General features: G+C 61.2%; 14 protein-coding genes and 1 tRNA gene. 7 read left to right on the top strand and 8 right to left on the bottom strand.

Translation table 11 applies throughout. The annotated features are described in order from the left end of the window. Window positions 1-2: 2 nt before the first annotated feature. The 7 genes from adh (at window position 3) to ATY77_RS17510 (ending at window position 9,865) form a co-directional block, all read left to right on the top strand. Entirely contained in the window at window positions 3-1,511 is a 1,509-nt protein-coding gene (adh, locus tag ATY77_RS17480; protein ID WP_088688346.1) for an aldehyde dehydrogenase, read from the top strand. A gap of 217 nt (window positions 1,512-1,728) precedes the next feature. Beyond that, window positions 1,729-2,124, top strand: coding sequence for a DUF779 domain-containing protein (locus tag ATY77_RS17485; RefSeq protein WP_088688347.1), 396 nt, complete (start codon window positions 1,729-1,731; stop codon window positions 2,122-2,124). A gap of 96 nt (window positions 2,125-2,220) precedes the next feature. After that, complete coding sequence (locus tag ATY77_RS17490; RefSeq protein WP_088688348.1) at window positions 2,221-2,928, top strand: SDR family NAD(P)-dependent oxidoreductase; 708 nt, start codon at window positions 2,221-2,223, stop codon at window positions 2,926-2,928. Window positions 2,929-3,123: 195 nt separating this feature from the next. Further along, window positions 3,124-4,251, top strand: a complete 1,128-nt coding sequence (locus tag ATY77_RS17495; RefSeq protein WP_088688357.1) for a calcium:proton antiporter — start codon at window positions 3,124-3,126, stop codon at window positions 4,249-4,251. A gap of 122 nt (window positions 4,252-4,373) precedes the next feature. After that, window positions 4,374-5,138, top strand: a complete 765-nt coding sequence (locus tag ATY77_RS17500; RefSeq protein WP_190237650.1) for a DUF4239 domain-containing protein — start codon at window positions 4,374-4,376, stop codon at window positions 5,136-5,138. A 305-nt stretch (window positions 5,139-5,443) separates the two neighbouring features. After that, window positions 5,444-6,640 carry an efflux RND transporter periplasmic adaptor subunit gene (locus ATY77_RS17505; RefSeq protein ID WP_088688349.1) on the top strand — a complete coding sequence of 399 codons (1,197 nt, stop codon included), beginning with the start codon at window positions 5,444-5,446 and terminating at the stop codon, window positions 6,638-6,640. A gap of 42 nt (window positions 6,641-6,682) precedes the next feature. Beyond that, window positions 6,683-9,865 carry a multidrug efflux RND transporter permease subunit gene (locus tag ATY77_RS17510; protein ID WP_088688350.1) on the top strand — a complete coding sequence of 1,061 codons (3,183 nt, stop codon included), beginning with the start codon at window positions 6,683-6,685 and terminating at the stop codon, window positions 9,863-9,865. A gap of 7 nt (window positions 9,866-9,872) precedes the next feature. Here the strand turns inward: ATY77_RS17510 and ATY77_RS17515 are convergent, their stop codons facing one another. The 8 genes from ATY77_RS17515 to ATY77_RS17550 all read right to left on the bottom strand — a co-directional run bounded on the left by ATY77_RS17515 (window position 9,873) and on the right by ATY77_RS17550 (window position 17,342). Then, complete coding sequence (locus ATY77_RS17515) at window positions 9,873-10,202, bottom strand: hypothetical protein (protein ID WP_088688351.1); 330 nt, start codon at window positions 10,200-10,202, stop codon at window positions 9,873-9,875. Further along, the gene (locus ATY77_RS17520; RefSeq protein ID WP_088688352.1) at window positions 10,199-10,984 is read right to left on the bottom strand and encodes a DUF2092 domain-containing protein; all 786 of its coding nucleotides are present in this window, start codon (window positions 10,982-10,984) and stop codon (window positions 10,199-10,201) included. Before ATY77_RS17520 ends, ATY77_RS17515 begins: the two co-directional genes overlap by 4 nt. A gap of 205 nt (window positions 10,985-11,189) precedes the next feature. Continuing rightward, window positions 11,190-11,984: a hypothetical protein gene (locus ATY77_RS33195; RefSeq protein WP_088688353.1), complete on the bottom strand. Its 795-nt coding sequence runs from the start codon at window positions 11,982-11,984 to the stop codon at window positions 11,190-11,192. 283 nt (window positions 11,985-12,267) lie between these two features. Continuing rightward, complete coding sequence (locus tag ATY77_RS17530) at window positions 12,268-13,299, bottom strand: ABC transporter permease (RefSeq protein ID WP_088676275.1); 1,032 nt, start codon at window positions 13,297-13,299, stop codon at window positions 12,268-12,270. 42 nt (window positions 13,300-13,341) lie between these two features. Then, on the bottom strand, window positions 13,342-14,880 hold the full coding sequence (locus tag ATY77_RS17535; RefSeq protein WP_088688354.1) for a sugar ABC transporter ATP-binding protein: 1,539 nt from the start codon (window positions 14,878-14,880) through the stop codon (window positions 13,342-13,344). 78 nt (window positions 14,881-14,958) lie between these two features. Beyond that, a complete protein-coding gene (locus ATY77_RS17540; RefSeq protein ID WP_088688355.1) occupies window positions 14,959-15,924 on the bottom strand; it encodes a sugar-binding protein in 966 nt (321 codons plus the stop codon). Window positions 15,925-16,223: 299 nt separating this feature from the next. Continuing rightward, entirely contained in the window at window positions 16,224-16,994 is a 771-nt protein-coding gene (locus tag ATY77_RS17545; RefSeq protein WP_088688356.1) for a glucose 1-dehydrogenase, read from the bottom strand. Between the two features lie 271 nt (window positions 16,995-17,265). Next, window positions 17,266-17,342 (bottom strand) — tRNA-Met (locus ATY77_RS17550). Window positions 17,343-17,378: the final 36 nt, after the last annotated feature.

Raw genomic sequence — 17,378 nt, forward strand, 5'->3', positions numbered from 1 at the left:
ACATGCTTCATCAAAAGGTCGTCGAGTCGCCGTTCAAACTGAGATACGGCAACTATATCGGCGGCGAATGGCGCGAGCCGGTCGACGGCAAATACTTCGAAAACCTGACGCCCGTCACCGGCGGCAAGCTCTGCGACATTCCCCGCTCCAATGAAAAGGACGTCAACCTCGCACTCGACGCCGCCCATGCGGCCAAGGACAAGTGGGGCCGCACCTCCGCTGCCGAGCGCTCCAACATCCTCATGAAGATCGCCCAGCGCATGGAGGACAAGCTGGAACTGCTCGCCCAGGCCGAGACCTGGGATAACGGCAAGCCCATCCGCGAAACCATGGCGGCCGACATTCCACTGGCGATCGACCACTTCCGCTACTTCGCCTCCTGCATCCGCGCCCAGGAAGGCTCGATCGGCGAAATCGACCACGATACGATCGCCTATCACTTCCACGAACCGCTCGGCGTCGTCGGCCAGATCATTCCGTGGAACTTCCCGATCCTGATGGCGACCTGGAAGCTGGCGCCGGCACTTGCCGCCGGCAATTGCGTCGTCTTGAAGCCCGCCGAGCAGACCCCCGCCTCGATCCTGCTCTGGGCCGAGCTCGTCGGCGATCTCCTGCCGCCCGGCGTGCTCAACATCGTCAACGGTTTCGGCATCGAGGCCGGCAAGCCGCTGGCGACCAGCCCCCGCATCGCCAAGATCGCCTTCACCGGCGAGACGACGACTGGCCGGCTGATCATGCAATATGCCAGCCAGAACCTCATTCCGGTGACGCTGGAACTCGGCGGCAAATCACCCAACATCTTCTTCGCCGATGTGATGGCCGAAGACGACGATTTCCTCGACAAGGCGCTGGAAGGCTTCGCGATGTTTGCCCTCAACCAGGGCGAAGTCTGCACCTGCCCGAGCCGCGCACTCGTTCAGGAATCGATCTATGACCGCTTCATGGAAAAGGCTGTCAAACGCGTCGAGGCGATCAAGCAGGGCAACCCGCTCGACACCGCGACGATGATCGGCGCCCAGGCCTCGACGGAGCAGCTGGAAAAGATCCTCGCCTATCTCGACATCGGCAAGCAGGAAGGGGCCGAGGTTCTGGCTGGTGGCTCCCGCAACGATCTCGGCGGCGAGCTGGCGAACGGCTACTACGTCAAGCCGACGGTCTTCAAGGGACACAACAAGATGCGCGTGTTCCAGGAAGAGATCTTCGGGCCTGTCGTCTCGGTCACGACCTTCAAGGATGAGAAGGAAGCGCTCGAAATCGCCAACGACACGCTCTATGGCCTCGGCGCTGGCGTCTGGAGCCGCGACGCCAATCGCTGCTATCGTTTCGGCCGCGAGATCCAGGCCGGCCGCGTCTGGACCAACTGCTACCACGCCTACCCCGCCCACGCTGCCTTCGGCGGTTACAAGCAGTCCGGCATCGGCCGCGAAACCCACAAGATGATGCTCGATCATTACCAGCAGACCAAGAACATGCTGGTAAGCTACAGCCCGAAGGCGCTCGGCTTCTTCTGAGAAACCCGCGTGGTGGGAGGGGTCAAAGCCCCTCCCCAACCCCTCCCCACAAGGGGGAGGGGCTTAACCCGTTGAACCGCCTCGCTTTAGAATTCACGTATCTCCTTGCCGAGACTTCGGCGAGGAAAATTGCCGGAGCGGCATCATAGCCCCTCCCCCTTGTGGGGAGGGGTTGGGGAGGGGAATTTCTTCCTCCCGAAACCTAAGAGGAAGACCGATGGAAACGACCGTCAACGGCGAACCGCGTGTTCTCGCAACCAACGCAGCCCTCGATCTCATCGCGGAAATCAAACGCGATCATCCCGATATTCTCTTCCACCAGTCCGGCGGCTGCTGCGACGGCTCCTCGCCCATGTGCTACCCCGCCAACGAGTTCATGGTCGGCGACAGCGACGTCAAGCTCGGCGAGATCGGCGGCGTGCCGGTCTATATCAGCGCCAGCCAGTTCGAAGCCTGGAAGCATACACAGCTGATCATCGACGTCGTGCCCGGACGCGGCGGCATGTTCTCGCTCGACAACGGCCGGGAGAAACGCTTCCTCACCCGCTCCCGCCTCTTCGGCGGCGGCGAGGCCTGCACGGTGCCGGACACCAAGATCAGGCAGACGACCTAGCCTCAATATCCCCATACTCCTTCGAGGCTTGCGCTGCCGCTGAGCGTGGATCAACAATGCGGTATCGTTCAACACCGGCCCGCAGGAGATCCGTTCATGAGTGACCAGAAAGCCGTTATCGTCACGGGCGCCGGAGGCAATCTCGGCCGTGCCGTCGTCCGCGAGCTCGCCGCCGCCGGTATGAAACTCGTCTGCATCAATCGTTCGAGCCAGGGGCTGGAAGCCTTGGCCAACGGCCTCCCCGCCTCCACCGAATTTCTGCCGATCACGGGCACGGATCTTGCCGATTACGGTTCCTGCACCGCCGCCGTCGCCCAGGCCGTCGCACGTTTCGGCGGCGTCAGTGCATTGGTCAACACGGTCGGCGGCTTCGAGATGGGGCCGGTCGGGCCGGATGCTCCCGCGCAATGGAGGAGGGTGATGACCGCCAATGCCGACACCGCGCTGACGATCAGCGCTGCCGTTCTCCCCATCATGAAGGCTGCCGGCTACGGCCGCATCGTCCATGTCGCCGCCGCGCCCGGGCTGAAGGCAGGCGCCAACCAGGCCGCCTATGCCGCCTCGAAAGCCGCCGTCATCCGGCTGACCGAAGCGATCGCCGCCGAATGCCGCGACGACCGCATTACCGCCAACTGCATCCTGCCCGGGACGATCGACACGCCGGAGAATCGCGCGGCGATGCCCAACGCGAAGACTGAGGGCTGGGTATCGGCGCAATCGATCGCCCGCCTCATCGCCTTCCTGATTTCACCGGCCGCAGCCGTTGTCACCGGCGCAGCGATCCCGGCCACTGGTCGCGAATAGCGGAAAGGCCTGCCCCCCAATTGCAGCCCTCTGGCGTGATAGGACCGTTTTGATATTCTGGGAAAGGCGGGAGGCTTCCGCATGAAGGCAATCGGCCGTTTGGTCCCTTCATGCGGCCGGCGCGGAACAGCGGGCGGGACATAATGGTATTGATGAGCGTATCACGGCGAAATTTGCCGGATGGCGGTGGTGGCCATGACTGACGGGCCGATATTGCGCGCCGTCGGCGGGACCAGTCTGCGCGGGGAATGGTTTCTCGGCGTCAGCATCGCCACCAGCCTGATATTCATTGCCTTTCCCGAGCCGCTCTTCGCCCGGCTCTCCGATCCGCTTTGGTTCACCGTCGTTTTCGGCTGGCTGTTTGCCGTCGTCCTGGGCTCGGCCTTATCGGTCGTCCGGCATGCGGATCGTCTGGCCGAGCGGCTGAAAGAGCCCTACGGCACCCTCATTCTGACGCTTGCCATCACCTCGATCGAAGTCATGGCGATCTCCGCAGTCATGATCCACGGCGAAAACAACCCCACGCTTGCCCGCGACACCCTGTTTGCGGTCGTGATGATCATCCTGAACGGCATGGTCGGCCTGTCATTGCTGCTCGGCGCCTGGCGGCGGCCGGAGCAGCAGCATAATTTGCAGGGCGCCAATGCCTATCTCGGCGTCATTGTGCCGCTCGCGACGCTGAGCCTGGTCATGCCGACATTTCTGGCCGGTCCGGACGGACAGCATCCATCGGCGCCGCGGCAATTGATACTGGGCATCGTCTCTGTCGGCCTCTACGCCACGTTCCTGTTCCTCCAGGCCGGCCGCCATCAGGAGTATTTCACCAGCGACGGCCGCCGTGAGCACCATGGCGAACAGGCCCTGCCTCACGGGCCGATCTGGCCCAATGCCGTCCTGCTCTTCGCCTATATGGGTCCGGTGGTCTTTCTGGTCGAACAGCTGGCGCGGCCGATCGATTACATCATCGAAACCCTGCATGCTCCAACCGCTTTCGGCGGTGTCGTCATGGCTGTCCTTGTCGCCACGCCCGAAGCGATCAGCGCCGTGCGCGCATCGATCGCCGACAATCTTCAGCGCTCCGTCAATATTTTCCTGGGTTCGGTCCTGTCGACGATCGGCCTGACCGTGCCGGCGATGCTGGCCGTCAGCCATCTCTATGGACACCCGGTCACCCTGGGTCTGGAACACAGCGATCTGGTGATGCTGCTGCTCACCCTTGCCGTCAGCATCATTACCTTCGCCAGCGGCCGCACGCATCTCATGCAGGGTGCCGTCCATCTTGTGCTGTTCATGGCTTATGTGCTGCTCATCTTCCAGCAATGAGCTCCCGGCCGCGAGAGCAGAGGAACGAAAGATTCCACGCTTTGCCCTTCCTCCGCTATGATGGCTGAAATCTCGCGGGCGTCACGACGCTGGCGTGATCGGAGACGGTAAGGGGACCGGACTTGAGCTCACTCCTGCTTGGCGGGCTTGTATTTGTCTTTCTGTCGGCGGCGACATCGATAGGAATGATCGTGCGCGGCCGCCTGCCGGATCATCATCTCAGTTCGGAATCCAAGGATGTCATCAGGCTCGCAACCGCAGTGGTGGGAACGCTATCGGCCTTGGCGCTTGGCCTGCTGATCGCATCCGCCAAGTCCACTTACGACAATGCCGAAGCGGAGATGCGGACGGCGGCAGCGCGGGTCGTCCTGCTCGACCGCGTCATGGCGCAATACGGACCGGAAACCGACCATGCGCGCCAACTGCTGCGCGAGCTCATCCAACGACGGCTGAGCCGTGGCTGGACTGCCGAGACCACCGATGAGACATCCGGCAAGGACCTGGGGGAATACCAGGACATCGAAGCGGTTCAGGGCGATCTTCGGTCTCTCTCGCCGCGGGATGCCGTGCAGCGATCGCTCCAGGCGCGTGCTCTCGACGTGAGCGGCACGCTCGCGGAAACGCATTGGCTGATGGTCGAATCCGGCAGCGAGGGCTTGCCCTGGGCCTTCCTCGGCGTTCTCGTCTGTTGGCTCTCGCTGCTTTTTGCGACCTTCGGGCTGCAGGCGCCGCCAAACCCCACCGTGCTTTCCATTCTCTTTGTCTGCGCCTTTTCCGTCGCCGGAGCGGTCTTCCTGATCTCGGACATGGCCAATCCTTACATCGGCCTGGTCCGCGTTTCGAACGCACCCTTGCAATCCGCCATCGAACGCCTGGGAAAACCATAGCCGGCTCAGGACATTGTCAGAACGAGCCATTCCCAAGCCCCCGACCTTTTCACTCTGACGCCATTCAATTGTGCACCGAGGGCTATTGCAATTTTTAGCAATGCCGCGACATAATATCACATGCCTTGAACCTTCGGCAGGCCGGTTGGGGCCGCCGTCGAGGCACGCATGAAGACGACAGCCAGCGCGTCTTTCAGACGCGCAAAGGACGCTGTCGCACTTTGAATTGCTGCATAATTTATCCTTCGATCGATTCCGATTGCAGGAATTATGCAGTGGGCTCTTGACATGTCGAGGCGGCGGCAATGCGTGGGAGATTGCATCAGGGTCTGCGACTTTTTCTGACATTTGCCGGCATGGCGATTCTCGCTGGATGCGAGGAGAGCGGCAACAGCTATGTTCCGCCTCCGCCACCGCCTGTTCGTGTCGCACAGCCGGTCCAGCAGCCGGTCACGCTCTATTTCGAGCTCACCGGCAACACGGCGCCGCTCAATTCCGTCGATATCGAGGCGCGCGTCCAAGGCTATGTCCAGTCCATCGACTATCAGGACGGCATGATGGTGAAGAAGGGCGCCAAGCTCTTCGGCATCGAGCGCGATACCTACCAGGCGCAACTCGATCAGGCGAAGGCGTCGCTCGCCTCGCAGCAGGCCTCCCAGGTCGGCGCAAAGCAGGAATATGACCGGCAGCTCAATCTGATGAAGCAGCAGGTGACGACGCAGACTGCGGTCGACAGCGCCAAGGCGACGCTCGACGAGGCGAATGCCGCCATCCTCAACGCCCAAGCCAATGTCGAACTCGCGACCATCAATCTCGGCTATACGGAAGTGCTCGCCCCCTTCGACGGCATCGTCACCGACCACCTTGTCGATATCGGCACGCTGGTCGGCGTGTCCGGCCCCACCAAGCTCGCCAGCATCGTTCAGACCGATCCGCTCTATGCCTATTTCAACGTCAGCGAAACGCAGGTGCTGATGATCAAGCAAACCCTGGCGAAACAGGGACACACCTTCAGGCAAACGGACCTTCCGAGCATACCCGCCGAGATCGGTCTGCAAACGGAGGAGGGCTATCCGCACAAGGGCCATCTCGACTACGTCTCGCCTCAGCTCGACGCCTCGACAGGCACGCTTCAGGTGCGCGCTTTGTTCGACAACAAGGACCACGCCATGCTGCCCGGCCTCTTCGTCAGGGTGCGCGTGCCGGTCGGCCACAATGATAAGGCCCTTCTGGTGCGCGACGACGCGATCGGAACGAACCAGCTCGGCAGCTACGTCCTCGTTCTCGGCAAGGAGGACGTCGTCGAGCAGAAGCCGATCAAGACGGGCCAGCGTGAAGGCCCGCTCCGCGTCGTGGAATCCGGCCTTGATCCGGCGGACCTCGTCGTCATCCAGGGGGTGCAGCAGGCAATCCCCGGCAGCAAGGTCGCGCCCGAGAAGATGGAAATGAACCCGGCGGCCACCGCCGCCGGCGATGCCAAGGCCAACACCACCACGCAATGACTTCGCCACCGTGCTTCATCTGAACGTCCAAAGGACAGCAGCATGATCTCGCGTTTCTTCATCGAGCGGCCGGTACTCGCCAACGTCCTGGCATTGGTCTTCGTGCTCATCGGCGCGGTCGCCCTCTTCCAACTGCCCGTGGCGCAATATCCGAACGTCGTTCCGCCGACAGTGCAGGTGACGACCCGTTTTCCCGGCGCCAGCGCCCAGACCCTCGTCGATACCGTGGCGCTGCCGATCGAGCAGCAGGTCAACGGCGTGCAGAACATGCTCTACATGCAGTCGACGAGCGCCAGCGACGGCACCTATTCCCTGATCGTCACCTTCGCCATCGGAACGGATCCCGATCAGGCGCAGGTTCTGGTCCAGAACCGTGTCGCGATCGCAATGTCGTCGCTTCCCGAAGCTGTCCAGCTCCAGGGCGTGACGACGCAGAAGAAATCGACGGCGATACTCGGTTTCGTCAGCCTCACCTCGCCCGACAGCCGCTATGACAGCCTGTTCCTGTCGAACTACGCCGTCATCAACCTGCAGAACGAGCTCTCCCGCCTGCCGGGTGTCGGCAACGTCACCGTGTTCGGTGCCGGCCAATACGCCATGCGGATCTGGATGGACCCGAACCTGCTGCAGGCGCGTGGCCTCACCCCGCAGGATGTCGTCAACGTCGTACAGCAGCAGAGCCAGGAGGTCGCCGCCGGCCAGATCGGCATTCCGCCAGTGCCGAAAGGGCAGCTCTTCCAATACACGCTGAACGTCAACGGCCGGCTGAACGAGGCGGCCGATTACGAAAACATCGTCGTCAAGGTCGAAAGCGGACAGGGCGGCCGCATTACCCGCGTGCGCGATATCGGCCGTGTCGAACTCGGCGCCCAGACCTACAGTCAGTCCTTCATGCAGAACGGCCGGCCGGCGGCCGGTATCGGCATTTTCCAATTGCCGGAGGCGAACGCCATTGCGGTGGCCCAGGCGGTCCGCGCGAAGATGGAGGAGCTGTCGAAGAGCTTCCCGCCCGGCCTCGAATATTACGTGCCGTTCGACACGACGAAATTCGTCGAAGCTTCCATCGACGAGGTTTACGTCACCCTGATCGAGGCGGGCGTGCTCGTTCTCATCGTCATTCTGATTTTCCTGCAGGATTGGCGGGCGATGCTCGTGCCCGCAACCACCGTTCCGGTCACCATCATCGGCGCCTTCGCGGCCATGGCGGCATTGGGCTTCACGGTCAATCTCTCGACGCTCTTTGCCATCGTTCTCGCCATCGGCATCGTCGTCGACGATGCCATCGTCATCGTCGAAGGCGTCGCCCGCCACATCGAGGCGGGCATGTCGGGCCGGAAGGCGGCCGAGAAGGCGATGGAGGAACTGCTCGGCCCGGTCATCGGCATCACACTCGTGCTGATGGCCGTTTTCATTCCGGCCGCTTTCCTGCCCGGCCTCACCGGGCAGCTCTATCGGCAGTTCGCGCTCGTCATCGCCGCGACCGCGCTGATCAGCGCCATCAACGCCGTCACTCTGAAACCAACGCAATGCGCCCTCTGGCTGCGCGCACCGGTGCCGCTCGAAAAACGCAACGTCTTCTACCGCGGCTTTAACAGGGGTTACGATTGGGGTGAACGCCACTATGCCGGATTGATCGGATCGATGACGCGCCGCAGCGGCATCATGGCCATCGCAGCGCTCGCGTTGATCGGGGTCGCCGTCTGGGGCCTCACTCGCCTGCCGACCGCCTTCCTGCCACTCGAAGATCAAGGCTATGTGCTGATCAGTGCGCAATTGCCCGACGGCGCCTCGAAGGAGCGCACGGATGCCGTGATGGAAGAAGTCGGCAAGATCGCCGAGGCCGCGCCCGGGGTCGATCAGGTGCTGACCATCAGCGGCATTTCGGTCCTCGACAACAGCGCCAGCCTGCAGAATGCCGGCGTCGCCTATGTCGTCCTCAAGGATTGGGACGAGCGCGGCAAGGAAAAGGGGCAGGACCTGCTGTCGATCTACCAGCATCTGAACGATGCGCTCCAGCATGTGCTGACCGCCAAGACGCTGGTGGTCGTGCCGCCGCCGATCCAGGGCGTCGGCAATGCCAATGGCTTTACCATGCAGGTCGAGCTCCGCAACGGCATATCCGACTATCCGCTGCTGCAATCGCTTGCCGATACCATCGTCAAGAACGGCAACGCCCAATCATCGCTGCAGAGACTAAGTACGCCGTTCCGCTCGAACGTGCCGCAGCTCGCAGTCTCCGTCGATCGCATCAAGGCCGAAACATTGGGCATTACCGTGGGACAGGTCTTTTCCGCTCTCTCCGGCTATGTCGGATCGAGCTACGTCACCCAGTTCAACAAATTCGGCCGCACCTTCCAGGTCTATGCGCAGGCCGCTTCCGATTACCGTGTCAGCCCCGAAGATATCCGCAATCTGAAGGTCAAGGCCGGCGACGGAACCATGGTGCCGCTCGGCACGGTCGTCGATGTCACCAGGACGCAAGGTCCCTCTCTGATCAGCCTCTACAATCTCTACCCCACAGCGACCATCGTCGGCGGACCGGCCGCGGGCTTCAGCTCCGGCCAGTCGCTCGAGGTCATGGAGCAGATTGCCGATCATACCTTGCCGGCGGGCACCGGCTTCGAATGGACCGCACTTTCCTATCAGGAGAAGGCCGTCGGCGGGCAGATCTACTTCGTCTTCGCGCTCGCCATGCTGCTCGTCTATTTCGTTCTCGCCGGCCAGTATGAAAGCTGGATCCTGCCGCTGGCGGTCATATCAGCCGTACCGCTCGCCCTCCTGGGCACCGTGGCGGCCCTCACCGCGGCGGGTGTGGCCAACAATCTCTACACGCAGATCGGCCTTATCCTGCTGATTGCGCTCGCCGCCAAGAATGCCATCCTCATCGTCGAATATGCGCGCGAGAAGCGGGCCGAAGGCATGGAAATCCTCGACGCCGCCGTCGAGGCCGCCCGCCTGCGCTTCCGGCCGATCCTGATGACGTCCTTCGCCTTCATCCTCGGCGTGCTGCCCCTGGTGCTGGCGACAGGCGCGGGCGCATCGGCGCGCAAATCGATCGGCATTTCGGTCTTCAGCGGCATGATCGCCTCGACCTGCCTTGCCGTCCTCTTCGTTCCCTCCTTCTACGTGCTGTTGCAACGCCTCGAGGAACACTGGAAGCGGCGCGGCGCGACCGCAAACACGGCCGCGACAGTGACGGACGCGGAGATATCGAAAGTCGGATAGGTGACGGTTACTGAACGATCACCTGCACATAGACGTTGCCGCTCTTGGCATAATAATAAGCGCCGCATCGATAATAATAGCCGCCGAAATAGGGCCCATAGCGGCAGCCTGCCGGAAGCACGGCGATCGTCGTCGTCGTGCGTGTGACCACCCGGCGCGTCGTCCGCCGGGCCACGCCGGCATAGGAGAGCGGCGTCAGCGGCCTGCCGATGACGGCCTCGGCCGGCGTTGCGAAGCCGATCGACAACGGCATGGATCCCTGCCGCTCGATGCGGAAATCGGTGAACGTCAGGACGCCGGCAAGGCCGAGGGCGAACAGCAGCTTGTTATAGGTCATTTCGCTTCTCCCATATCGGCGGCAGCCGGAAGCTCGTCGAGCGATTGCATCTCGCTGAGATCGACAGTCTTCGCGCTGGCTGGAATTTCGATGGTGTAAGCAACGGCAGCGACATCCGCCCCGCTTTTGAAATCGCTGATCGCAAGCGTGTATTGCGGCGCCTGGACGACGTGCTTGCTGGTGATGACGTAACGGCGCGGGATGGGTTGCGAGCCCGTCTGTATCCAGATCTGCCAATCGATTTCCGGTGTCCGGAAGGCCAGATATTCGCATTCGACGCCGTCGACGAAAGCGCTGGAAATATGCTTGGCCTCCGTCACGTTGGACATAAGCACATCATAGACATTGGACGACAGCAGATCCGCTCCCGGCGCTTCGACGCCGGCCGTCATCAGCCTGTCGATCAGGTCGTCGAGCGAACCTTTGCCGTCGATGTTGGCATAAGCGTCGAGGTTCTTGCCATGCACAGTCAGCGACGAGCCGTCGAAACTGACGTCGAGGTCGGCGAATCCGCCGGTCCTGGTGACTCGCAGCTTGTCGGGCCGTGTCATATTGGCCGTCCCGGAGCTGACGAACTGGAGCTTCTCGAAATCGGGCGTCACCGCTTCGAGGGACGATTGGTAAGTGAAGGATATCGTCTTCTGCGCCGTCAGGAAGTCGGACATGGACTTGAGAAGAGCTTTTGCATCATCCGCCCACGCACTCGCCGGCGTAAGGCTGGCGGCGAGCGAGGCATACAGGAAAATCCGTTTCAATCGCGGGAAAGAAGGAGTCGATGACATGGCAATGCCTTTCGTTCGTGTCGTCATCAATTTCATCGAATTGAAAATGACGGCTGCCGGACCTGCGGCAGCCGGGCATCGAATGTGAGAGACGCAATGCATGCATGCGGACAAACTCCGCTTGCCGGCTTTTACGGTATTCCGCTCACGGCTTTCGCGCTGGCGCGCGACAGCCTCTTTTGGGAAGAAAGTCTTCGAGCAGCCGCTACAATCCCGAGGTCAGCACGCGGTGGCAGGCCGGCGATACGCGCGGCAGATTGTCCCGCAGGCAGGCAATGCCCCGCCCTCCTCCCAAAGGCACCATGCGGCAGAAGGCCTGGAAGTCCGCTCCGCAGGTCTCCCGCAGGATCATCACTTCCTCGCGCGGGGAGAAGGCCGGCATCATTGCCCGAGGGGCAGGCGTGATCGCGCCGGTCGCAGCCGCATCGCCCGTCGCCGGCGCGCTCGATCCTCCCAATGCCGCGACGGCCTGCTGGCATGGCGCCGATAAAGCGGCGTTGTGCTGCTGCAAACAGCTCAACGCTGCCGCACCGCCCGGCGTAACGCCGGAACATTGCGCCATGAAATCCCGCTGGCAGGCCGATTTGACCGTATCGCGCTGCGCCTGCGTCGGCTGGTGCGCGGGCATGCCGGCCGCCGGCGCCGGCGTGGTCGCCGCGGTATTTGCAGGCGCCCCCGGAGCCGGCTCCGCCGATGTCGACTTGGGTTTGACGTTCACCGCAGACACCGCTTTCTTACAGTCTGCCGAAAGCGTGGCGTTATGCTGCTGCAAACAGGTAAGCGCCTCGATGCCTCCCGGTGTCACACCGGAACATTTCGCAATGAAATCAGAACGGCATTCTGCCCTGATCGCATCTTTTTGCTCTTCGGTCGGCGCTTGCGCGGAAGCTATCCCGGCGAGGAACACAATCGCGCAGAACGCAGGCAACGCGGAGATTGCCGATTGAAGACGATGCCTCCCATAGGGAGACGCCGTTAGAGAAGATCCCCATTTCCGCATGATTCCCCCCTGTAAATCTCTGATCTACTTCATGAAATCGAACTGCCCTCTGAATAGAAAAATAGGCGCCGCCGAGTGGACGGACGTTACTTGCTGCTCTGGAAATATATGATGCGCCTGAACTAGGTATATTAGAATATTATCTTTTTAGCAACTAGTTCGTCGTCGCTGAAACTCGATGACAACTTGCAGGGATATTATTTCGACAATCCAGAACGACAAAAGTCCGCACAAGGCGGGCCTTGGTGAGCCTTGGTTGCCAGTTCAGGTTTTGAACCGTTCGCTACACCTGGTCCTGATTGGCAACCACCGGCAATTTGCCCTCGTCCGAAACACGGGCTTCGGTCTGCCGGGCGGCAGAGACGAGTCGGCGCTGTGCGCGGATCGCGTTCCATTGTTGGTCGATCAGCACGCCGATGAGGATCACCCCGCCCATGACGGCGAAATTCAGCGAAGATGGGATGCCAAGCAGATTCACGAGGTTCTGCAACTCCTGGAGCAGGACCGTTCCGAGCACGACGCCGACGATCGATCCCTCGCCGCCGCGGAGCGAAAAGCCGCCAAGCACGGCAGCGGCAATTGCGTAGAGTTCATAGAACTGGCCATGGCTGGCCGGCGAGATCGAGCGTGTGTACATGGCGAAATAGATTGCCGCGAGCGCGGTAAGCAGTCCGCAGATGACATAGGCCGACATCACCATCCGGCCGGTGCGGATGCCGGAATAGCGTGCCGCCTCCTCGTTCTTGCCGATCGCATAAAGATAACGCCCGAAGACAGAGCGATGCAGTACCACCCACATCGCCACGGAAATGATGACGAGCGCTATGAAGGTGTTGGGAACGCCGTACAACCGTCCGGCCGTCAGGAACTCAAGCTCGGGAAAATTTTGGCCGAATGCAAAACCCGCCGTTCCGTCGGCCGTATAGAAGCGCGCCGCCCCGCGATAGATAAGGAGGCCGCAGAGAGTGACGACGAAGGGTTGCAGGTTCAGCCGGGTGATCAGCCAGCCGTGAACGGCACCTATGAGCGCGCCGAGCATCAAAATGAGTGGGAGCGCCAACATCCACGGCATATTTTGGACCGCGACGAAATCGACAAACAGCACACCAAGAAGCGCGACCAGCGAACCCACGGAAAGTTCGATACCGCCTGTAATGATGACGTAGGCCTGGCCAATCGACAGGATGCCGAACAGGCCGATCAGGTTGGCCGTATTCGCCAGATTGATCGGCAGCAGGAAGCGCGGATTGATGATCGCGACGACGATGCCTACGACGACGATCAAAAGTAGCAGTCCAAGATCTTTCTTGATCATTCGAGATCCATTCCCCGATATCTGACTGTATTACCGCCGCGGCTATTTTACGCCTTTGCCGACAGCAAGCAAAAGGACGCTTTCCTGACTGAATTCGTCCTCATCGAGAATGCCGGCGATCTGGCCCTCATGCATGACGGCAATGCGGTCCGAAACGCCGATCACCTCTTCCATGTCGCTGGAGATCATCAGGATCGCGACACCGGCATCGGCAAGCGTCCGCATCAGGCCGTAGATCTCATTCTTGGCGCCGATATCGATGCCGCGTGTCGGCTCGTCGAAGATCATCACCTTCGGGCTCATCGACAACCATTTCGCAAGCACGACCTTCTGCTGGTTGCCGCCGGACAGAGTGCCGGTTCGACTGGAAACAGAGGGCGCCTTGATGCCGAGGCGAACGCGCTGCTTTTCGGCCGCCGCCGTCTCCCGCTCGGCGGACAGCATGAAGCGGCTGGCAAGCATGGGGAGATCGGCAAGGGTTATGTTCTGGGCGATCGGGAAATCAAGAAGAATGCCGTTGCGCTTTCGATCCTCCGGCACCAGGAAAATGCCGCGAGCAACGGCGTCCCGCGCGGAACGGACTTCAATTTTCTTCCCGTCCTGCAGGATGGCTCCGCCGTAACTGCGATCAATGCCGAAGAGCACTCTGGCAAGTTCGGTGCGGCCGGACCCGACGAGGCCCGCAAGTCCGAGGATTTCTCCATACCTGATTTCCAGATCAACGGGATGGCCGGGATAAGCCGCGGTGCGCACGGCACTGACCTTCAGCGCAACTGAGCCGGGCGAGCGCTGCGGCTTTGCGGTGCGGGCCGCCAGCATCCGGCCAATCATCAGCTTGACCATCTGGTCGTGGCCGATGTCCTTCTTGGCAAGCGTGCCCGCAAGCGCGCCATCACGGAGGACGACGACGCGGTCGGCCACGCGCTCAACCTCGTGGAGCCGGTGCGAGATGAAAATAACACTGATGCCATCCGCCTTCAGCTTTTTGATGATGCTGAGCAGCCGCTCGGTTTCAGCCAGCGGCAGGCTGGAAGTAGGCTCGTCGAAAATGACGAGCTTGGCGTTGATGGACAGCGCCTTGGCGATTTCCACCATTTGCTGCTCGGCCAGCGACAACGACGCCACGGGTGTGTCGGCGGAAAAATGCGCGCCCACGCGCCTCAACAACGGCTTCACCATGTCCCTTAGTCGATCGCGATCCACAAGTTTGAGAGGTCCCGCCTTCAGCGGTTCGCGCCCCAGGAAGATATTGGCGGCGACGTCGAGATTCTCAAAGAGATTGAGCTCCTGATGCACGAAGGCGATGCCGGACGAGATGCTCGATTCCACAGTGAGGAAACGAAGCTCTGCCCCGAGCAGGATCGTGCCCCGATCGGGTGCAATCACTCCGCCGAGAATCTTCATCAGCGTCGATTTTCCAGCCCCGTTTTCGCCGACAAGGCCGATGACCTCGCCTGGCATGATGTCCATAGACAGGCCTTCGAGCGCAACGACACCTGGATAGGTCTTGCCAACGCCGGAAAGCGAAAGGAATGGCGTTGCGGGCGCGCCCGGTGGCGGGATGTCGGAACTACGGTTCATCGGCTGTCCACGGCTGCTGATGCTGACGGCATGAAACGCCTTTTGCGGCGGCGGTGAGTGCCGCCGCCGCGAAAGAGCCTATTTTCCGGCCATGGCCTTCAGGTCGGCTGCATATTTGTCAACGTCATCCTTGCCGATGATGACAGTCGGGATGATGATCAAGCCATCGGCGGGAACGCCTGATTTGTCGCCCTTGAGGTAGGCGGCCATCAATTTCATACCCTGATAGGCCCATTCGAACGGCTGCTGTACGACGGTTGCCGCGATCGTGCCTTCCTTCACACCGCCGAGCGTGATCGGATCGTCATCGAAGCCGACGACGGTGATCTGGCCGAGCTTGCCTGCGTCGCGCAACGCCTCATAGATGCGCGGCGTGTTGTAGGAGTAGAAGCCGACCATGCAGGTCAGGTCGGGGCTGGCCACCAACGCATCCTCCACGTTCTTCTTGGCACGCGTCTGATCGATGTCGTCACCGCGAACATCGACAAGCTCGATCTTGGTGCCCTTGAGCCCTTCCTTCATCCCTTCGATGCGTTCGCGGGCGTTATCGGCGCCCAGCAGACCGACGAAACCCATGCACTTACCGCCGTCCGGCATCGCCTTCTTGGCGATTTCGGCGGCCTGCTTGCCGGCGTCGATGTTCGAAGACCCGATATAGGCGACCCGGTTTGTCTTCGGCGCGTCGCTGTCGGTGGTGAAGAGAGCCGTCTGCGAGCCGATCTTGTTGAGACCGTCCGTCTGGGTCTTGGGATCGACGGCGGAGACCATGATCCCCTTGACGCCGGCGCTGACGAGATCTTCCATGAGACGCTGCTGAATGGCGACAGCCGCCTGCTCAGGATATTTCAGTTCCATGTTGTAGTCGGGCATCTCGCCCTGCGCCTTCTTCACGCCTGCCTCGGCGGCTTTCCAGAAGTCGGACGCTCCATTGACGACGAATGCGAGTGTCGGCTTGTCGGCGGCATGTGATGCAGCCATCGGCGCCGCACTCAACATCAACGCAGCGAAAAACAAGGCAGCATTTTTCCGTTTCAGCTGTTTCATAATACTCCTCCCAAGGGCCGCGGTTGCGAGGGCCCGGTCGCGACTTGCGGCCGGCCGCATGCGCGCCCCCTCCAGGGCCGTCGCAAAGCAACGTGTGCATGGATACCGATCGCAGATCGACGGTATACTAGAATCTAAATTAGTAAATAGTAATATTAATGCAGATCAAAACATCCGATGCTGGATCACATCGACGATCTTGTATCGCTATCGCCTTTGCTGACGACGTGAGCGATCCTTATCCCAGGAGACGGTCGTCCGCGTCTTCATAAGACTTACGTTGCAGGCGCACCTCGGCCTCAGGCGACGGACCATCCGCCGTCCACGAGTAGGTTCGCGCCGGTAATTAGGCTCGCAGCCGGCGAGGCGAGGAAGACGACGGCACCCACCACATCATTGGTTTCACCAATCCGTCCGAGTGGGATATGACCGAGCGTCGCTTTGCGATTGTCGGCATCGGATAGGAAAGGGGCTGTACCATCCGTGTGGATGAACGTCGGCGATACGGTATTTACGGTGACGTTGTAGCGTGCCCATTCGGCTGCAAGGCAGCGCGTAAGATGATTGATTGCCGCCTTGCTCATGCAATAGATTGCCTCGCCGCGCAGTGCCACCGTACCGGCCTGGGAACTGATATTGATGATCCGGCCCCCATTGCGTTTGATCATGTGGCGACCGACCGCCTGCGTCATCAGAAACGTGCCCTTGATGTTGACATCAAGTATCTCGTCAAGGTCCTTCTCCTCGACAAGTTCCGCGAGATTGCCCGGCGCCACGCCGACGTTGTTAACGAGGATGTCTATCCGGCCGAACGCCGTGAGCGCCGCATCGACGGCTTGGGCAATGTGGGCCTTATTGGGAATCTCCAGTTCGACAGGGAGAACTTTTCGCCCTGCACCCTCGAGTTCGGCAATCAGACCCGCCGCCCCCGCGACATCACGGACCCCCAAAACAATATCGGAGCCTGCTGCGGCACAGGCAAGCGCGCAAGCTCGACCGATGCCACGGCTAGCTCCCGTCACCAAAGTCACTTTACCGTCAAGGCTGAAGTCCGGCGCATTCTTCTGCATCGCGATGCCTCCCTCGATGAAGCTCATTTATGGCAGCGTCGGCGTGCGGATGCCAGATGGCAAGCCGCGAAGATCACGGAGAGCGGTTCAAGGGCGTTGCAGCACCACGATTATCTAGAGCGGACGTGCGCCGGTGAACTTGCGGATGGAGGTCAAAAAGCAAAAGCTCCTCGCGCCTGGCTTCGCTCACGATGGGTTCTTGAGGCGCTGGGAGGACTGCAAGTTGATATCCAAAAACGCCAAAAGCCCGCTGTGGCGCGGGCTATTTGTTTGGTTGCGGGGGCAGGATTTGAACCTGCGGCCTTCAGGTTATGAGCCTGACGAGCTACCGGGCTGCTCCACCCCGCGATATTATTTTACAGCAGAAAGGGCCGCTTTTGCGAC

It is taken from the genome of Rhizobium sp. R634, from assembly GCF_002211305.1.
In the GTDB taxonomy this organism is placed as follows: Bacteria; Pseudomonadota; Alphaproteobacteria; order Rhizobiales; family Rhizobiaceae; genus Rhizobium.